Genomic DNA, 18,133 nt, shown 5'->3' with positions numbered 1-18,133 from the left:
CGTGAGGTCAAGTCAATCGCAAAGCTTGATAGCATCGGCGCCGGCGGAAATTGAGGGGCCATGCCGTGCCGGACGGCCTCTGACTGATCGAATCACCGCATCGTGCTTTCCGAGAATCGATTCCGATTTCCGGGCCGGTGCTGTAGACTGGGCGCATGACCCGCGATGCGATCCTTGCCCGCCTGAAAGCCATCGAGCCGCGGATGCGCAGCCTGGGGGTGGCGGCGCTGTATCTCTATGGCTCCTACGCCCGCAACGAGGCCGGGCCGGACAGCGACATCGATCTGCTGGCCGATTTCGTCGATGGCGGAGACAGGGACATCATGGATTTCCTCGCACCCTATGAGGAACTGGAAAAGGCTTTCCCCGGAATGGAGATAGGCTTCAGCACCCGCGACCGCATCGTGGCAGCCTATCGGCCTTCCATTGAAAACAGCGCTATCCGGATCTTCTGATGTCCTCCGCGAAGGACCCACGCGTCCGGCTTGGGCACATTCTAGAAAACATCGACGGCATCCTCGCCCACACCGAAGGGCTCACATTCGACGCGATCCTTGCCGATTTCCTGCTCATCCGTGCCACCGAGCGAGCGCTGCAGATCATTTCAGAAGCGGCAAAGGAACTGCCTGCCGAATTGCGGGACCAAGAGGCCACGGTGCCATGGCAGAAAATCATCAGCCTCGGCAATTTCCTTCGTCACGAATATTACCGGATCAACGAGAGCGACATCCAGTCGATCCTGGACGTGCATCTGCCGGCCTTGCGGCCGGCAGTGCTGCGCATGATGGAACGGTTGGGCGAATGAAGAGACGTCGCATCGCCTCGGATCGAGACAGTGAGTGCTACCGACAAAGGCTCGTTGCCTGTCGGCGCAATGATTGAAATCGAGCTGCCGTAGCAAGCGCTGCTTCAGGGCCTCGAGGTATCGCTTGTCCGATGGGTCGGGCCGATGGAGGCCCGAGCCACCGCATGCAACCCGTCCCCCTCAATCGCCGCTCTTCAGCACCACCGGGATCAGCAGGTCGCCCCAGTTGCCGTTGCCGCCGTGGTGGCGGGCCGAGCGGACGAGCTCGACCGAGACGCCGGCCTCGACCGCCTTCATGACGGACTGGTTGAGACGATGGAGGTCATTGGCGAGCATGCGGATGGCGGTCTGCTGTGCCTCGTCCATGGCCGAAGACTGCTCCTCCGCCCGCTCCTTGACGCGGGTGCGGGGAAGGTCGTTGGCAACTGCACTCATCGTTTTTCTCCCTGATTGTCGGCAAACGGGTCACCGGCGGCGGATAGCCTGCCGAAGCCGTTCGGCTGCTGCACGTCGTTGGATGGGCCGCAACCCGTCAGAAGGCATGGTTGCGGTCTGATCGACCGGACGGCTCTCCCAAGACGCCGTCCGGTCGCCTGCGGGCCCTGAACGTGGCTGGCCCGCAATTCGTCCCAGCGATGCGGGGCGACGCCTTTCGGCCGTCCCGCCCGCAGCTTCGTCACTCTGCCGCGACGTGCAGCGGCGTCTTTTCGCGGAACTGGGCGCTTTCGGTGGATTCGCCCATCGCCGTCGTCGAGGAGAGCCCGCCGGTGATCGCCATCGAGACGGCGTCGAAATAGCCGGTGCCGACCTCGCGCTGGTGCTTGGTGGCCGTGTAGCCGTCGCTCTCGGCGTCGAACTCGGCCTCCTGCAACTCCGAATAGGCCGCCATCTGCCGCTCGCGATAGCCGCGGGCGAGCTCGAACATGCCGTAGTTCAGCTGATGGAAGCCGGCGAGGGTGATGAACTGGAACTTGTAGCCCATCGCGCCGAGTTCCTTCTGGAACTTGGCGATCGTCGCGTCGTCGAGGTTCTTCTTCCAGTTGAAGGAGGGCGAGCAGTTATAGGCGAGAAGCTGGTTCGGATGCTCCCGCTTGACCGCCTCGGCGAAGCGACGCGCCTGGTCGAGATCGGGCTTGGAGGTCTCGCACCAGATCAGGTCCGAATAGGGCGCATAGGCGATGGCGCGGGCGATGCAGGGCTCGAGGCCGTTCTTCACCCGATAGAAGCCCTCCGGCGTGCGGCCGGCGTCGTAGTCGACGAAGGGCCGGTCGCGCTCGTCGATGTCCGAGGTGATCAGCTTGGCGGCCTCCGCGTCGGTGCGGGCGACGACGAGGGTGGGCACGCCCATCACGTCGGCGGCGAGCCGCGCGGCGGTGAGGTTGCGGATATGCGCCTGCGTCGGGATCAGCACCTTTCCGCCGAGATGGCCACACTTCTTCTCAGACGCCAGCTGGTCCTCGAAATGGACGCCCGCCGCGCCCGCCTCGATATAGGCCTTCATCAGCTCGAAAGCGTTGAGCGGCCCGCCGAAGCCGGCTTCGGCGTCGGCGACGATCGGCGCAAACCAGGTGTCGACGGAAAGACCGTTGCCCTCCGCCGCCTCGATCTGGTCGGCGCGCTGGAGCGTGCGGTTGATCCGTCGGCAGAGCTCCGGCCCGGCATTGGCCGGATAGAGCGACTGGTCGGGATACATCGCCGAAGCGGTGTTGGAATCGGCGGCGACCTGCCAGCCTGAGAGGTAGATCGCCTTCAGCCCGGCGCGCACCTGCTGCATCGCCTGATTGCCGGTCATCGCGCCGAGCGAATTGACGAAATCTTCCGAATGGATCAGCTGCCACAAACGGTTGGCACCATTTTCGGCAAGGCTGTGGCGGATCTGCACGGAGCCCCTGAGGCGCCGGACGTCCTCGGCGCTGTAGGGGCGCTCGATATCGTCGAAGCGGCCCTCGGGCGCTGACGGGACGAGATTGTAAAAATCGGTCATGTGATACCCTCCACTCGGATCGTGCCTGGCAGTGGGACTGGCGGAGCGAAGCCGCCGATCCCGGCCGGTCGTTGCGATAACTGACACTTGCGGCCGCGTGAGCGAAGGGATGCGAGGCGGAAAGCCAGGATATTTCGCGTCGCAATGTGTTGCGATTGACAGGATGGGAATGTAAATTTGTCAAATATGTAAAGGCGCGAGCGGAGGATTTTTCGGCTAGTCTCGCCGGACGGCGACTGTCACCTGAAAGCCGCAGCGACGCCGATTTCGCCGAACTTGCCACGTCTTGCCTAAAAACAGCCCGACAGATGGTTCCCACATGCACCTAAGCACCTCTTTTCATTCGCAATTTGTCAAGCTTCAGGAATTACTTTTGTGTTTCCATTGGGAGGTGGAGGACCGAAACCGTCGAGGGTGTCATGACCGGCACGAATCTCATCCTGTCCATGCTGCGGGCAGTCAGCGAATTCATCCATCCGACCTACCGGCCGGAGCGCCATTATATGCGCGGCCCCGGCCCGGCCTGCGCCCGCAAGTCCGGCCGCTCGCTGGCGATCTGAGGCTGTCTCCCGTCTGGCGGCTCGCGCGCCGGCAAACACCCGGCGATAGCGCTGGAAGCCCGCGAGCCGTCTCGAGGACGATCGCGGCGAGGGGCGCCTAGCCGCCATGGCCGAGAACAAGATCTTCGCCGGCCCGCGCATCCGCCGCATTCGCAACGGCCTCAACCTGACCCAGACGGCGATGGCCGACGAGCTCGGCATCTCGCCGTCCTATCTGAATCTCATCGAGCGCAACCAGCGCCCGCTCACCGTTCAGCTGCTCCTCAAGCTCTCCGAGACCTATCATGTCGACCTCGCCGACCTGCAGGCGGGGCGCCAGCAGGGCGTCTTTTCCGAGCTGAAGGCGATCTTCTCCGATCCGCTGCTCGCCGGGGAACTGCCGGGCGACCAGGAACTCGTCGAACTCGCCGATGCGGCGCCCAACGCCGCGGCGGGCGTCTCCAAGCTTTACCGGGCCTATCGCGAACAGCAGGTGCGGCTCTCCGACCTGTCGCAGCTGCTCGCCCGCGAGGGGCGGATGCTCGGCTCGGCCGGTGCGAGGCTGCCGATCGACGAGGTGCACGAGGTGTTCGAGACGCGGCCGAACTTCTTTGCCGCCATCGAGACCGCCGCCGAAGCGCTGCATGCAAGGCTCGCGCCGGGCGACGACCTTCTCGGCGCCATGCGCGCCTGGCTGAAACGCGAGCACGACGTCTCGGTGAGGGTGCTGCCGCTCGCCACCATGCCGCTCTGGCGTCGGCGTTTCGACCGCCATTCCCGGCGCCTGTTTCTCTCCGAGCGGCTGTCGGTGGCCGACCGCATCCGCGAGACCGCCATGGAGGTCTGCCAGATGGCGATCGGCGACGTTGTCGAGGCGGAGAGCCGCACCTTCACCTTCGAGACGGACGAGGCGCGGCGGCTCGCCCGCTTCGAGCTCGTCCGCTATGCCGCCCACGCCCTGATGATGCCCTATCAGGCCTTCCAGGGCGCCGCCGAGCGGGCGGGCTACGACATCGACGTTCTGAAGGGGCGCTTCCAGGTCTCCTTCGAACAGGCGGCCAATCGTCTCACCATGCTGCAGCGCCAGGGTGCGCCGGGCGTTCCCTTCTTCATGCTGGAAGTCGACAATGCCGGCCACCGCTTCCGCCGCGCCGGCGCCAGAGGCTTTCCCGTCCAGCGCTTCGGCGGCGGCTGTCCGAAATTGCCGATCCATGCCGCTTTCGCCCAGCCGGGCCAGATACTCGTCGAGCGCGCGGAAATGCCGGACGGCGCCGAATTCCTGCTGATCGCCCGCACCCTCGAGGGGATTTCCGGCGGCTTCGAGGAGCGGCCGCGCCGCACCGCGATCCTCGTCGGCTGCGACATCGGCTTCAAGGACGAGACCGTCTACGGCCGGCATCTCGGCGAGAAGTCGGCGATCGTCAGGATCGGCCCGGCCTGCCGGCTGTGCGAGCGGCAGGGCTGTCTCGCCCGGGCCGAGCCGCCGCTCACCCGCCCGCTCGGCCTCGACGAGATGGTCACCGGCCTTTCGGCGTTTGACTTCCAGTGATGCCGGGTCCAAATCGGCTGCGAAAGCGTTCGATCGAACGGGATCCCTCCGTCACCGAACCGTCACGATCCACCGTCCGCCTGCGGTCATTGCAGGCCGACGCGGGCCATTTCGGTCTCCGATCGAACGCCACGTGCAAATTGAAGCGTAGAATCATGGACAAGAGCGTCAGCCAGCAGAAACTGAAGACCGAGGGCATCGAGGATACGTTGACGCGCGAGGGTTTCGTCGCCCGCGCCGTGCAGAAACTCGTCGACGGTGCCGAAGCGCTCAATCTGAAGCATTCCGCCGTCGGTAACCCGCCCGTCTTCGAGACGGATGCCTTCCCCTGGGCCCGCGAGGTCGAGGCGGAGTGGCACCTGATCCGCGAGGAGCTGGACAAGGTGCTGGTGCGCAAGGGCGACCTGCCGGCGTTCCACGAGATCTCCGCCGAGGTGCGGTCGATCTCCTCCGACAGCAACTGGAAGACCTTCTTTCTCTGCGGCTACGGCATCACCTCGGAAAACGCCATCGCCCAGTGTCCCGAGACCTGGCGGATCCTGCAGAAGATCCCGGGGCTGAAATCGGCGATGTTCTCGATCTTCGAGCCCGGCAAGCATCTGCCGGCCCATCGAGGCCCGTATAACGGCGTCTTGCGCTTCCATCTCGGCCTGATCGTGCCGCCCGAGCCGGACAAGATCGCCATCCGCGTCGACGACCAGGTCTGCCACTGGGAGGAAGGCAAGGCGCTGATCTTCGACGACGCCTATGAGCACGAGGCCTGGAACCACTCCGACAAGGTGCGGGTGGTGCTGTTCGTCGATTTCGAAAAACCGCTGAACTTCCCGGCCCGCCTCACCAACAAGGCGGTGCTCAACATGGCGGTGTTCACGCCCTTCATCCGCGAGGGCTACAAGGCGCACAAGAAATGGGAAAAGCTGTTCTACGGCGAAGGCAGCAAGCACCGCTGAGGCCGGGCGAGGGGAGAAGCATCCTCCCTTATGGCCGTTGGACCCGATGACGGCTGCCACACCCGCCGCCTGGCGCCCGATGCGTGCCGGCGACCTTCCGGCCGTCATGGCGCTCGCTGGCCGCATCCATCCCGGCCTGCCCGAGGACGAGGCGGTGTTCGCCGAGCGGCTTTGCCTCTTTCCCAGTGGCTGCCTCGCGCTCGATCTGAAGGGCGAGCCTGCCGGCTATGCGGTCGGCCACCCGATCCTCTATCCCCACCCGCCATCGCTGAACACGCTGATCGGGGCGGTCCCGCCCGACGCCGACGCCTTCTACATCCACGACGTCGCCATCGCGCCCGAGGCGAGGGGCCACCGCCATGCCGAAGAGGTGGTGGCGGCGCTGCTGCTGGCAGCCAGCGCCTATCCGCAGGCATGCCTCGTCTCCGTCTACGGCACGGTGCCCTTCTGGCAGCGATTCGGCTTCCTCCCCGCCGATGACGACCTCGCTCCCGCGTCGCTTTCCGCCTATGGAGCCGACGCCCGCTTCATGCAGCGCCTGACGCTCGATTGAGCAGAAATCACGCTTGATTCATTTCTTGGCGTCGGAAGGCTAGGAATCGGCCGATCGTTGCCGCTATGGTTGCGTTTGCGCAGACCGGGCCGGCGGCGGCCTCGAACGGCATTCGCGAATGGGGTGGTTCCGACATGAAGCATATTCTGACGCGCCTTGTTGCAGGCTTCTGCCTGGCGACGGCGATATCTTCGGCGGGCGGGGCGCTGGCTGCCGACAAGGTGGTCAACGTCTACAACTGGTCTGACTATATCGACGAGTCGATCCTCACCGACTTCACCAAGGAGACCGGGATCAAGGTCGTCTACGACGTCTTCGATTCGAACGAACTCGTCGAGACCAAGCTTCTGACCGGCGGTACCGGCTACGACGTCGTCGTCCCGACCGGCAGCTTCCTTGCCCGGCAGATCAATGCCGGTGTTTTCCAGGCGCTCGACAAGTCGAAGCTGCCGAATATCGACAACATGGATCCGGAGATCATGAAGCGCCTGGCGACCTATGACCCGGGCAACCAGTATGCGGTCAACTACATGTGGGGGACCACAGGGCTCGGGCTCAACGTCAAGGAGGTGAAGAAACGTCTCGGCGACGACCAGCCGCTCGACACCTGGGCGCTGCTCTTCGATCCGAAGCTCGCCGAAAAGCTGTCCGACTGCGGCATCTACGTGCTCGACACCGCCGACGAGGTGGTTCCGGCGGCGCTGATCTATCTCGGTCTCGACCCGAATTCCGACGACCCGGGCGATCTCGACAAGGTCAAGGAACTGCTCTTGTCGATCCGCCCCTATGTGCGCAAGTTCCATTCGTCCGAAAACATCCAGGCGCTCGCCAATGGCGACATCTGCATGGCCCATGGCTGGTCCGGCGACATGCTGCAGGCGCGCGACCGCGCCAAGGAAGCCGGGCGCGGGGTCGAGATCAAATACGTCATCCCGCGGGAAGGCGCGGTGATCTGGCTCGACAACATGGCGATCCCGGCCGACGCCCCGCATCCCGAAGCCGCGCACGAATTTATGAACTATCTGATGAAGCCCGAGGTCATCGCCAAGGCGACGAATTTCGTCAATTATGCGAGCGGGAATCTCGCGGCGAAGCAGTATGTGGACAAAGAGATCCTGAACGACCCAGGGGTGTATCCGCCCGAGGAGACGCAGAAGCGCCTGACCGCGATTCTGCCGAAGGGACCGAAGGCGCAGCGTATGCAGACCCGCTTGTGGACGAGCATCGTCACGGGTCAGTAGGAGGATCATGCAGGTCGAGACACGGGCCGTCGCGTCTTCTGGGCGGCCGGGGACGCGTTGCGCCCCATGAAATCCCTCGGCAGCATCCGTCGCGATTTTGCCCCCTGGCTCGATCAGGCCGCGACGCCGTTCATCCGCTTCGAGGGCGTCACCAAGCGCTTCGGCAATTTCGACGCGGTCGACGATCTGAGCCTGTCGATCTTCGAGGGCGAGTTCTTCGCCCTCCTCGGGGCGTCGGGCTGCGGCAAGTCGACGCTGCTTCGCATGCTGGCGGGCTTCGAGGCGCCGACGGAAGGGCGCATCGTTCTCGACGGCGAGGATCTGGCCGGCATTCCGCCCTATCGCCGGCCGGTCAACATGATGTTCCAGTCCTATGCGCTGTTTCCCCATATGAGCGTCGAGAAGAACATCGCCTTCGGCCTGAAGCAGGAGGGGATGGCACGGGGCGAGATCGCCGAGCGCGTCGACCAGGTGCTGAAGCTCGTCAAGCTCGAAACCTATGCGCGGCGCAGGCCCGACCAACTCTCCGGCGGCCAGCGCCAGCGCGTCGCACTCGCCCGCTCGCTCGCCAAGCGGCCGAAGGTGCTGCTACTCGACGAGCCGCTCGGCGCCCTCGACAAGAAGCTGCGCGAGGAGACCCAGTTCGAGCTCTCCGATCTGCAGTATCAGCTGAAGACCACCTTCATCATGGTCACCCACGACCAGGAGGAGGCGATGACCATGGCGGACCGCATCGCCGTCATGGACAAGGGGCGCATCGTCCAGGTGGCGACGCCCGCCGAGGTCTACGAGGCGCCGAATTCCCGCTTCGTCGCCGACTTCGTCGGCAATGTGAACATCTTCGAAGGCGTGGTGCGTTCGGTGGAAGGCGAGCGCGTCACCATCGAGACCACCGCCGGCTTCGACGTCGTGGCGACGAGCGAGGTGCCGGTGGCCGCCGGTCAGTCGGTCTCCTACGTCCTTCGCCCGGAGAAGTTGAGGATCGCCGCAGAGCCGGTCCCGGGGCCGAACGTCGTGGAAGGCGAGGTCTGGGACATCGCCTATTTCGGCCCCGTCACCTCGTTCCACATCCGCCTTAACAACGGCGCCATCGTCAAGGTCGCGATGGTCAACGCGACGCGGCAGGGGCCGCTGCAGCTGACCTGGCACGACCGGGCCTATGTCCAGTTCGACGAGGACGCCGGCCTCGTCCTGGCCGAGTAGCGGAGGTGGCGGTGGCAAGGTCGGGAGGAGCGACGGGGGCCGGCGCCAGGGGCCCGCAGGCGGAGGAAAGGGCGGGCTCCGGCGGACTGTTCCGCCGCATCGTCATCGGCGTGCCGTTCCTCTGGCTCGTCCTGTTGTTCCTCGTGCCGTTCCTGATCGTCTTCAAGATCTCGCTGTCGCAGGTGGCGGTGGCGATGCCGCCTTACATCCCGACCTTCGGCGACCCCTCGACATGGTGGAGCGCCCTCCAGCAGTTCTCCCTCGACAACTATGCCTGGATCGCCGGCGACCAGCTCTATCTCGACGCCTATATCCTCAGCCTGGTCATCGCCGCGACCTCGACACTCCTGACGCTGCTGATCGCCTATCCGCTCGCCTACGGCATGGCGAAGGCGCCCTCCGCCTGGCGCACGACGCTTTTGATGCTGGTGATCCTGCCGTTCTGGACGAGCTTCCTCATCCGCGTCTATGCCTGGATCGCCATCCTCAAGCCCGAGGGGCTATTCAACCAGCTGCTGCTCTTTCTCGGATTGATCGACCAGCCGCTGGTCATTCTCAACACGCCGGTCGCGATCTTCATCGGCATCGTCTATTCCTATCTGCCGTTCATGACGCTGCCGATCTATGCCAGCCTCGAGCGCATGGATCACAGCCTGATCGAGGCTGCGGCCGATCTCGGCTCGCCGCCGCTGAAGGCCTTCTGGAAGATCACCTTCCCGCTGTCCCTGCCGGGCGTCGTCGCCGGCTGCTTCCTGGTGTTCATTCCCGCCGCCGGCGAGTTCGTCATCCCGGACCTTCTCGGCGGCTCGCGGACGCTGATGATCGGCAAGACGGTCTGGCTGGAGTTCTTCACCAATCGCGACTGGCCCGTCGCCTCGGCCGTGGCTGTCGTTTTGGTGGCGATCCTCGTCGTGCCGATCGCGATCCTGCAGCGCCAGCAGGAGAGGGAGGGCTGATGGGCTGGCGGCTGACGAAGTTCAACCTCGTATCGCTGATCTTCGGCTTCACCTTTCTCTATCTGCCGATCACGCTGCTCGTCGTCTATTCCTTCAACGAGTCGCGGCTGGTGACGGTGTGGGCCGGCTTTTCGACGGTCTGGTACCGCGAGCTCTGGCACAATCGCGGTCTCATCGATGCCGCCTGGGTGACGCTGCGCCTGGCGCTGATCTCGGCGAGCGTCGCCACCGTCCTCGGCACCATGGCGGCGATCGCCTTGTCGCGCTACACGCGGTTTCGCGGTCGTACGCTGATGACCGGGATGATCTACGCGCCGCTGGTGATGCCGGAGGTGATCACCGGCCTGTCGCTGCTTCTGTTCTTCGTGGCGATCAATCTCGACCGCGGCTTCCTGACGGTGACGCTCGCCCATATCAGCACGTCGATGTGCTTCGTCGCCGTCGTCGTGCAGTCGCGGCTGCGCTCCCTCGACCGTTCGCTGGAAGATGCCGCGATGGATCTCGGCGCGACGCCAACGGCGACCCTCTTCCACGTCACCCTGCCGCTGATCTGGCCGGCGGTGATCGCCGGCTGGATGCTCGCCTTCACCCTGTCGCTGGACGATCTCGTCATCGCCTCCTTCACCACAGGGCCCGGCTCGACGACCCTGCCGATGAAGATCTACAGCCAGGTGCGGCTCGGCGTGACGCCGGAGATCAACGCCGTCTGTACGATCCTGATTGCGATCGTCTCGGTCGGTGTCGTCGCGGCGACGCTGATCAACCGGCGCCGGATGGTGCGCCAGGCCCGCGACGAGCGCCTCGCCGCGGAGGGCTGACCGGGCCGGCGGCTGCTGAGCGACCGCTGCGGATCAGTTCTTGCTGCAGCCGCAGCTTTGCGAATGGGCGGTCGAGATCGCGTCGATCGTCCGGCCGATCGCAGCGGGGACGGAGTCCTCGCTCTCGGCTGGCCGGTGGTCGAGATAGTCGAGCACCTCGATCGAAGAGAAGCTGTCGATCAGCTGGCGGCGCGCCGCAAGGTCGCTGATCGCCGGCCGCGATCCGTAGACCAGCGGGCGAAGCTCCTCCAGCCGGGCGATGACCGGCCGCCCGTTTGCGCCCGCTGCGGCTGCGTCGGGCGTGGCCGGGCTCTCAGCAGCCGCGTCGCCCTGGTCCGCCGTTTCTGCCCCGGCAGCGACGTCTTCGGACAGCGCTCCGCTTTGCTTCGCGGCTTCCACCAGCCTGTCGAGCGCGGCGAGGCGGTCGTCGTCGCTGGCCAGCGTGATCGGCTTCGGCTGGCTGAGCGGCGGCAGGTCCGGGTCCTCGCCGGCATTGGCGGACGCGTCGGAGGCTGTCGCGGCATCGGTGGCGAGTGCCGTCTGGGTTGCGCCGGTCGTCGCCGGGGTGGCCGCCGCCGGCGGTGTTTCTGCAGCCACCTGGTCCCGGCCGGCGATGCCGACCGCCGGCCGCAGCTCGGCGGCAGGTGTAGGCGGAGCCTCGCTCGGCGCCTGAGGCGAGCTCGGCGCTGCCGTCGGCAGCGGCACCGGGCGAAGCGCATGGAGGGTTGCGAGAATGCTGTCCGAGGCGACCGCCGCCTGCGCCGCCTTCAGGTCGTCGAGTGACGACGCGTCGCTGCCGGCCCGGGCGAGATATTTGCGCATCGTGTCGAGATAGTCCGGCACGCCGCCGCAGAGATATTCCGTCTCCTCCTGGCCGAGATAGCGGCCGAGTTCCTTGCCGACTTCGCCGACGATCCAGCGGGAATCCTTGCTGGCGAGCCAGGCCGGTCGGTTCTGCGAGCGAGCCAGCTGGTTCGCCGCGATCAGCGCCCGGCGTGCGTCGCCGCTCTTCGGCGTGACGATCGGATTGAAGACGAGGTGGCCGGGAAGGCTCTCGTCGGGCTTGCCCGCGTCCTCCCGGGCCTCCTTGATCGACTGATATTCCCTGTCGCGGATCGCCGCGAGGGCGGCGTGATACTTCGCCGCGCCGCAGCTCGTGTCGCTGCCGGACTGCGGAGCATCGGTGCCGCCGAGCTTGAGGACGGACTGTGCCGCTCCGGGGCCACAAAGGAGGGCGGTGACCACGACGGACGCGGCAAGCCGTGTGACGCCGCCGGGGATCGAACGGCAGAGGCGGGGACGAAAGAGCGGGTTTGCGGCGCGCGGCATGGGCCAATCTCGTTTTGCAGGCTGCATCTTATGAGGCGATCTCGTCTCGATCGGTTACCAGTTGCCGCACCGCCGCAATGGCGCGGGAACGACGCTCTGGCCGATCGTCATGCATCGTGCCGCCGGACGGCCGTGCTGGCTCCGGGCAGTCGATGCTGGCGGCGACATTGCGCCCCGGAGCTGGAGCGAGCCGAACCTGCGGCGGCAGTCCGTCAGGGCGCCTGGGGCGCGGGTGAAACGCCGGAGGGTTCACTGGGAAAGGGACGGCGCGGTCGTCACGTTCGGGTTCGGCCACTCGCCCTTCATCTTGAAACCGACCCTTTGGGCCTGCGGTGAAACGCCGCTCGCCTCGGCGACCTGCGCTTCGCCGGCCTCGAAGTCGCCGGTCACGTCGACCTCGTTGGTCTTGGCGAAATAGCGGCCGCTGGCGGTCAGGAGGCCGGCGTCGTTGCGGATCGTCACCTTGTCGAGATCGAGATCGGTGCCGGCGACAGCCATCTTCGCGTCGAGGGTGGTGAAGGGGATCGAGCCGCTGCCGGTACCCGCCACCAGCGGCCGGGCGCCGGGCTCGGCGAAGACACGCGGGTCGAAGCCCGCGATCTGGCCGTTCCTCGCATCGAAATTCGCCTCGATCCTCAGCCCGGTGAGAACCGCCCGCCAGTTGCTCGCCGGCGCGTCGAGCTTGGCGCGGACCGATGAGCGCCCTGTCAGGCTGATCGAGCCGATCGCAAGATCCTGCATCATGCTGGCGGTGTCGAGGCCGCTGGCGCTGATCCAGCCCTCGACCGTCGGTTCGCCGTTCCGCCCGTCGACGGTGATCGCCGCCTGGCCCCTGCCGCCGAACATCGCCGCGTCGCCGACGTCGAGCTTGGCGATGCCGCCGCCGACGCTGACCACCGCCGCGACATCCTGGAAGGGCACCGAGCCGAGCATCAGCTCGCTTGCCGACAGCCGGATCTCCATCTGCATCGCCTTGGCGAAATCGATCGCCAGCGGACGCTCGAAATCGAGCGCATTGCGGGGATAGGGCGCGATCGAGCGGGCGATCGGCGTCAGATTGAGGTCGTTGAAGGCGAGCGTGCCGCCGACGACGGGAAGGTCGCCGTCGAGCCGCGCTTCCATCGCCCCGCGGCCCTCCGAGGCACCGAGCCGCAGGCTCGCCTCGCGCAGCTCGGCGCTGTCGCCTTCGAGAAAGAGGTCGCCCGCAAGATCGACGACGCCGAGTTCGGGCACCCTTATGCCGGGGGCAAACAGCCACTCGATCGCCCGGGTGAAGGACTGGGCCGAGATGCTGAGGCGTCCGTGTGCCTCGCGAAAATCGTCGAGATGGACCGTGCCGGAGAAATTCGCGGCGAGCGCCGGGGAATCGATCGAGACATCGACATTGCTGTTGCCGCCGTTCTTCAGCGGCGCATCGGCATTGATCTCGAGGTCGACGGTGCTCGGTTGGCCGTTCCAGACGAAGCCGCCGGAAAGGCTGAGCGTGTCGGTGGAGGCGGACTGGGCGATCTGGATGTTGGCGTTGCTGATGCCTCGCGGGCCGGCAAAGCCTGGCCCGGCCGGCCGGAACAGCCCGTCGCGGATCTCGACGGCGCGGATGCCGTCCATCCGCGACAAAAGCGTGTGGACGCCGTTGAGGAGGCCGTTGCCGGTGCCGGCTGCAATGGCGCTCGCTTCCGCGGTGTCGCCGGCAACGCGCCATTCGGGACGCACCAGCACCAGCCGCGAGATGTCGCCGTCGCCGGCGATGACGTCGAACAGGCTGAAATTGGCGACGAGATTGTCGATGGTGGCATCGTCGTCGCCGAGCCTGACATGTTCGAGGCTGAGGCGGGCCCGCGGCAGCACCGAGAACTCGATGCGCCCGTCGATCGAGACATGCCGGCCGGTCAGCGCCTCGAGCCGATCGACGACCAGCGCCCGCGCCGTGTCCGAGCCGAGGGCAAGGCCCGGCAGGATGGCGGCAAAGACGACCACCAGCGTCACCACCGCGGCGAGCGCGACGGTCAGCCAGCGGCGGCGCAAGCGGCTGGCTTTCGCGGAGGGGGCCTCCACATCCGGTGTCTCGGCTGGCCAGTCAGGTCGCACGCCGTTTGCTCTCCCCCAAATGGACTCGTTCCGCGCCAGTGGCTCGATTCCGACATCCGCGTCCGTCTTCTATCAGGCCCGCGGCAAATGTCGGAATCAAAGAACCACCAGGTAAATCTCTGTTTCTGGTGGAACTTTCGAACTCGACATTGGATGCGAAGCCCATATCGGCCGGGACTCAAATGTCGAATTCGCTCCACTAGGTAGCGGCGCGCCGTGCTTTGCGAAAGCCACCGGCGGTGGCGGCGAGGCGATATCCCCCGGCGACGGACCGTCAGGGGGATCGACGGCTTCGTTGCCTTTGTTACATGGGTATGGCACCAGCAAGGCGGTTTTCGGGAGGCGTGAAAATGAGCGACACACCGTTGTGGACACCCTCTGCGGCGCGCGTCGAAGCCCATCCGATGAACCGTTTCAGGCAGGAAGCCGAAAAGCTGGCGGGCAAAAGCCTGGCCGACTACGCCGCCCTGCACGGATGGTCGGTCGACGACCGCGCCGCCTTCTGGTCGCTGGTCTGGGACTTTACCGGCATCGTCGGCGACAAGGGCGGCACGTCGCTCGTCGAAGGCGCCACGATGCGCGAAGACCGGTTCTTTCCCGAGGCGCGGCTGAACTTCGCCGAGAATCTCCTGTCGCGAAACGGGCCGGGCGACGCGATCGTCTTTCGCGGCGAGGACAAGCGCTCCTCACGGCTCTCGTGGGACGATCTGACGGCGCTGGTCTCGCGGCTGCAGCAGGCCTTCCGGGCCGAAGGGATTGTCGCCGGGGACCGGATCGCGGCGATGATGCCAAACATGCCGGAGACGGTCGCCGTCATGCTGGCGGCGACCTCGCTCGGCGCGGTGTTCTCCTCCTGCTCGCCGGATTTCGGCGAGCGCGGCGTGCTCGACCGCTTCGGCCAGATCGAGCCGAAGCTGCTCGTCGCCTGTGACGGCTATTTCTACGCCGGCAAGGAGATCGACATTGCCGACAAGCTCGGCCCGATCAGCGAAAAGCTTGGCCCGCAGAAGACCATCGTCGTGCCCTATCTCGGCGACGGGGCGAAAGCCGCCTCAGGCGCTAAAAACGGCGTGACGCTCGGCGATCTCATCGCGCCTTTCCAGCCGGGCGAACTCACCTTCGAGCGGCTGCCCTTCGACCACCCGCTCTACATCATGTTCTCCTCCGGCACGACGGGCGTGCCGAAATGCATCGTCCATGGCGCCGGCGGCACGCTGATCCAGCACCGCAAGGAGCATCTCCTTCATTGCGGCTCGGGCGAGGGCGCGCGGGTGTTCTACTTCACCACCTGCGGCTGGATGATGTGGAACTGGCTGGTCTCGGCGCTCGCCGGCGGCTCGACACTGCTTCTCTATGACGGCTCGCCCTTCCATCCGCACAAGGCCATCGTCTTCGACTATATCGCCGAGGAGAAGGCGAGCTTCTTCGGCACCAGCGCGAAATTCATCGATTCGGCCCGCAAGTTCGGCCTGAAGCCGCGCGAGACCCATGATCTGGCAAGTGTCGCCGTGATCGCCTCGACGGGCTCGCCGCTGTCGCCGGAGGGATTTGCCTACGTCTATTCGGACGTCAAGGAAGACGTCCATCTCGCCTCCATCTCCGGCGGCACGGACATCGTCGCCTGCTTCGTCCTCGGCGTGCCGCTGCTGCCGGTCTATGAGGGCGAGATTCAGGGCCCGGGCCTCGGCATGGCCTTCGACGTCTTCGACCCGGACGGCAAGCCGCTCAAGGGCGAAAAGGGCGACCTCGTCTGCACCGAGGCCTTTCCCTCGATGCCGATCGAGTTCTGGAACGATGTCGGCGGCGAGCGCTACACGGCCGCCTATTTCGAGACCTTCCCCGGCATCTGGGCGCATGGTGATTTCGCCGAATGGACAGAGCATGGCGGCATCATCATCCACGGCCGCTCCGATGCGACGCTGAACCCGCAAGGGGTGCGCATCGGCACGGCGGAAATCTACAACATCGTCGAGCAGTTCGAGGAGGTCACCGAGGCGATCTGCATCGGCCAGAGCTGGGAAGGCGACGTGCGCGTCGTCCTCTTCGTTCGCCTTGCCGAGGGCTACGACCTTACCGGCGACCTCGTCAAGCGCCTCAAGGACGCCATCCGCACCGGCGCTTCGCCCCGCCATGTGCCGGCAAAAATCCTCGCGGTGAAGGACATCCCCCGCACCAAGAGCGGCAAGATCACCGAACTCGCCGTGCGCGAGGTGGTCGAGGGCCGGCCGGTGAAGAACAAGGAGGCGCTGGCCAATCCGGAGGCGCTCAAGGAGTTCGAGGGGCGGGGGGAGCTGTCGGATTGAAAAGACGCAGCCCCCATAGCCGTAAGGTGTGTCCGTTGCACATTTCGACGTGTGCGATAATATGCATCCGCAGGTTCAACGAGCGGATAACTCGGAATTATGACCTATGGAGTTGTTAGATTCGAAATATCCCCTATCGACTCGCAGACCGATACTAGTATGACGGAGACGGCATTAGCCATCTATGCCCAGTCCACTCCGCCATACGAGCGCACGAAAACTAGCGAAATTCGAAGCTGGATCAGTGAATCACCTCACAATTCGCACGGATTGCATTTCTTTGCGCTAAAGATAAATGATCGCGTATGCGGGTTTGGCGAGCTACGCTATATAGCTAGCTCCGACGTAGCAATCATTGACTATCTTTGTGTAGCACCCCCGGACAGTTCAAACGCCGCTTATTTCACATTTCTTGAGATGATATGCGGTTTTGTTCAGAATACATGGGCGCCATCTTATGTTGTTACGGAGCTTTTGTACAATCCGGATGGATCAACAAGAGATACTGATAATCGCTACTGGTTCCGTATGCTGCAGCTGCAAGGCTTTAAGTCAACACATGCGCCGTACTATCAACCTTCTTTAGAAATTGATCACCCAGATCAATGGCGCGATGCTGTTTTAATGGTATTATCTGCGGATCAATCCGAACAGTTAGAAGGGCAACGCTATATTCGTATAGTTAAATCAATATTTGATGATCACTATAATTCCTGGTTTTCGATATATAGAAACAATTCAGAACAATATAAAGAAAAGTTAATTAACAAACTCACTCAGATAGAAATTGAAGTGCGAAAATCACCTTATATAAAGATGAATGGGAGTATTCGACCCAATACTACGGTTGAACAGGAGAGTAAAAACACAGATCCGACGTTTCCATCGATTTATTTTACATTATTCAATGTTGTAATTGTTTTTCTTATAGCTGGATCTATGTTTATATCTGCGAGTTATGGGGATTTAAGTGTGAGTGATACAATATTACTATTTTCTTCCTCTGTGATAACATACCTTTTGATATTATCGATAGCGCTTCCTCAGAAAATTACACTTGCGGCCAAAGCTGGCGAAATCGTCAAAACGCTACTTTCTGCGCGATGATGAAAACGCTTGAGCTTCTGCGTTGGATTAATGGGATCCTTTCTGAAAAGAACTCGAGGTTGCATGCCAAGCGGGTTAGGTAGTTGCTTTTTGTTAGCCCGTAAAGTAGGCTTGTTGCAACATGGATATAGTATATTTTCAGAATGAGCAAATTGAATGCTTTGAGGATTGCCAATATTAAATCACGGTTGTAGAGCCAGATGCTCTCTGCAGACCCGTGTATCTCTGTCTGCAGCAGGAATTGATCCTTTCGCTGAATGTTTGTTCCCATGTGTTCGAATGCATTCGTTTGTTCAAAATCGAATGCAATATACCCGCCCGGCTTTAATGTTTTATACAGTTCTCCTATAACTTCGGTCGCTGAGCAATAATTGAGGACAGAGCCAACCATGTAGATGGCGTCAAAAACCGATGGGCCGAACGGCAAGTAGTGTACGTCTGCGCAGACTGATCGCGGTGTATGTCGTAATGATCTCGGTGCAACATCACAGGTGATGATATGCGAGTCATTATCGAAGTATGTGTGTTGGCCGCCGCCAGCATTTAGTGTTGCGCCGCCTTCAAATATATTTTTATTTTCATTTAGGATTCTGTGGTAGCTGCGATGCAGATGAAAGTGCCAATAATCTTCCGGGTCCCAAATTTCTCGCTGCGAGTTATACCGATTTTGTACTCGTTCAAGTGATATCCGGGGCGCCATAATTCCGA

17 protein-coding genes are annotated in these 18,133 nt (G+C 63.5%); 12 read left to right on the top strand and 5 right to left on the bottom strand.

Going from position 1 to position 18,133, the window contains the following annotated elements; all coding sequences use genetic code 11:
• The first annotated feature begins 155 nt into the window (after positions 1–155).
• Together E3C22_RS19795 and E3C22_RS19790 are read left to right on the top strand one after the other, a co-directional pair.
• A complete protein-coding gene (locus E3C22_RS19795; protein WP_134763585.1) occupies positions 156–455 on the top strand; it encodes a nucleotidyltransferase family protein in 300 nt (99 codons plus the stop codon).
• Positions 455–805: a HepT-like ribonuclease domain-containing protein gene (locus tag E3C22_RS19790; RefSeq protein WP_134763584.1), complete on the top strand. Its 351-nt coding sequence runs from the start codon at positions 455–457 to the stop codon at positions 803–805. Before E3C22_RS19795 ends, E3C22_RS19790 begins: the two co-directional genes overlap by 1 nt.
• Positions 806–985: 180 nt before the next feature.
• Here the strand turns inward: E3C22_RS19790 and E3C22_RS19785 are convergent, their stop codons facing one another.
• Together E3C22_RS19785 and aceA are read right to left on the bottom strand one after the other, a co-directional pair.
• Positions 986–1,240 carry an SMc00767 family acetate metabolism repressor gene (locus E3C22_RS19785; protein ID WP_134763583.1) on the bottom strand — a complete coding sequence of 85 codons (255 nt, stop codon included), beginning with the start codon at positions 1,238–1,240 and terminating at the stop codon, positions 986–988.
• A 241-nt stretch (positions 1,241–1,481) separates the two neighbouring features.
• A complete protein-coding gene (gene aceA, locus E3C22_RS19780; protein ID WP_134763582.1) occupies positions 1,482–2,789 on the bottom strand; it encodes an isocitrate lyase in 1,308 nt (435 codons plus the stop codon).
• Positions 2,790–3,208: 419 nt separating this feature from the next.
• Here aceA and E3C22_RS24580 point away from each other — a divergent pair, with 419 nt between their 5' ends.
• The 8 genes from E3C22_RS24580 to E3C22_RS19745 all read left to right on the top strand — a co-directional run bounded on the left by E3C22_RS24580 (position 3,209) and on the right by E3C22_RS19745 (position 10,598).
• Positions 3,209–3,349: a hypothetical protein gene (locus tag E3C22_RS24580; RefSeq protein ID WP_167591836.1), complete on the top strand. Its 141-nt coding sequence runs from the start codon at positions 3,209–3,211 to the stop codon at positions 3,347–3,349.
• A gap of 106 nt (positions 3,350–3,455) precedes the next feature.
• The gene (locus E3C22_RS19775) at positions 3,456–4,877 is read left to right on the top strand and encodes a helix-turn-helix domain-containing protein (RefSeq protein WP_134763581.1); all 1,422 of its coding nucleotides are present in this window, start codon (positions 3,456–3,458) and stop codon (positions 4,875–4,877) included.
• Positions 4,878–5,032: 155 nt separating this feature from the next.
• On the top strand, positions 5,033–5,827 hold the full coding sequence (locus tag E3C22_RS19770) for an aspartyl/asparaginyl beta-hydroxylase domain-containing protein (RefSeq protein ID WP_134763580.1): 795 nt from the start codon (positions 5,033–5,035) through the stop codon (positions 5,825–5,827).
• 46 nt (positions 5,828–5,873) lie between these two features.
• Entirely contained in the window at positions 5,874–6,380 is a 507-nt protein-coding gene (locus E3C22_RS19765; protein WP_134763579.1) for a GNAT family N-acetyltransferase, read from the top strand.
• Positions 6,381–6,514: 134 nt separating this feature from the next.
• Complete coding sequence (locus E3C22_RS19760) at positions 6,515–7,621, top strand: polyamine ABC transporter substrate-binding protein (RefSeq protein ID WP_134763578.1); 1,107 nt, start codon at positions 6,515–6,517, stop codon at positions 7,619–7,621.
• A gap of 66 nt (positions 7,622–7,687) precedes the next feature.
• On the top strand, positions 7,688–8,824 hold the full coding sequence (locus tag E3C22_RS19755; protein ID WP_134763577.1) for an ABC transporter ATP-binding protein: 1,137 nt from the start codon (positions 7,688–7,690) through the stop codon (positions 8,822–8,824).
• Between the two features lie 86 nt (positions 8,825–8,910).
• Positions 8,911–9,780: an ABC transporter permease gene (locus E3C22_RS19750; RefSeq protein WP_245515100.1), complete on the top strand. Its 870-nt coding sequence runs from the start codon at positions 8,911–8,913 to the stop codon at positions 9,778–9,780.
• Complete coding sequence (locus tag E3C22_RS19745; protein ID WP_134763575.1) at positions 9,780–10,598, top strand: ABC transporter permease; 819 nt, start codon at positions 9,780–9,782, stop codon at positions 10,596–10,598. The genes E3C22_RS19750 and E3C22_RS19745 overlap by 1 nt, the downstream gene beginning before the upstream one ends.
• Before the next feature lie 33 nt (positions 10,599–10,631).
• Here the strand turns inward: E3C22_RS19745 and E3C22_RS19740 are convergent, their stop codons facing one another.
• Positions 10,632–11,927 carry a hypothetical protein gene (locus E3C22_RS19740; protein WP_134763574.1) on the bottom strand — a complete coding sequence of 432 codons (1,296 nt, stop codon included), beginning with the start codon at positions 11,925–11,927 and terminating at the stop codon, positions 10,632–10,634.
• A 249-nt stretch (positions 11,928–12,176) separates the two neighbouring features.
• Complete coding sequence (locus tag E3C22_RS19735) at positions 12,177–13,952, bottom strand: AsmA family protein (RefSeq protein ID WP_134763573.1); 1,776 nt, start codon at positions 13,950–13,952, stop codon at positions 12,177–12,179.
• A 413-nt stretch (positions 13,953–14,365) separates the two neighbouring features.
• On the opposite strand from E3C22_RS19735, the gene E3C22_RS19730 reads away from it, so the two are divergent.
• Both E3C22_RS19730 and E3C22_RS19725 read left to right on the top strand, forming a co-directional pair.
• Entirely contained in the window at positions 14,366–16,318 is a 1,953-nt protein-coding gene (locus E3C22_RS19730) for an acetoacetate--CoA ligase (protein ID WP_134763572.1), read from the top strand.
• A gap of 159 nt (positions 16,319–16,477) precedes the next feature.
• Positions 16,478–17,425: a hypothetical protein gene (locus E3C22_RS19725; protein WP_134763571.1), complete on the top strand. Its 948-nt coding sequence runs from the start codon at positions 16,478–16,480 to the stop codon at positions 17,423–17,425.
• Here the strand turns inward: E3C22_RS19725 and E3C22_RS24985 are convergent.
• Positions 17,400–18,125, bottom strand: coding sequence for a class I SAM-dependent methyltransferase (locus E3C22_RS24985; RefSeq protein ID WP_134763570.1), 726 nt, complete (start codon positions 18,123–18,125; stop codon positions 17,400–17,402). The genes E3C22_RS19725 and E3C22_RS24985 overlap by 26 nt on opposite strands.
• Between the last annotated feature and the right edge of the window lie 8 nt (positions 18,126–18,133).

Source organism: Jiella endophytica, from assembly GCF_004519335.1.
GTDB lineage: Bacteria > Pseudomonadota > Alphaproteobacteria > Rhizobiales > Rhizobiaceae > Jiella > Jiella endophytica.
The sequence above is the reverse complement of the archived record's forward strand: the minus strand, read 5'-3'. Positions and strand labels throughout refer to the sequence as shown.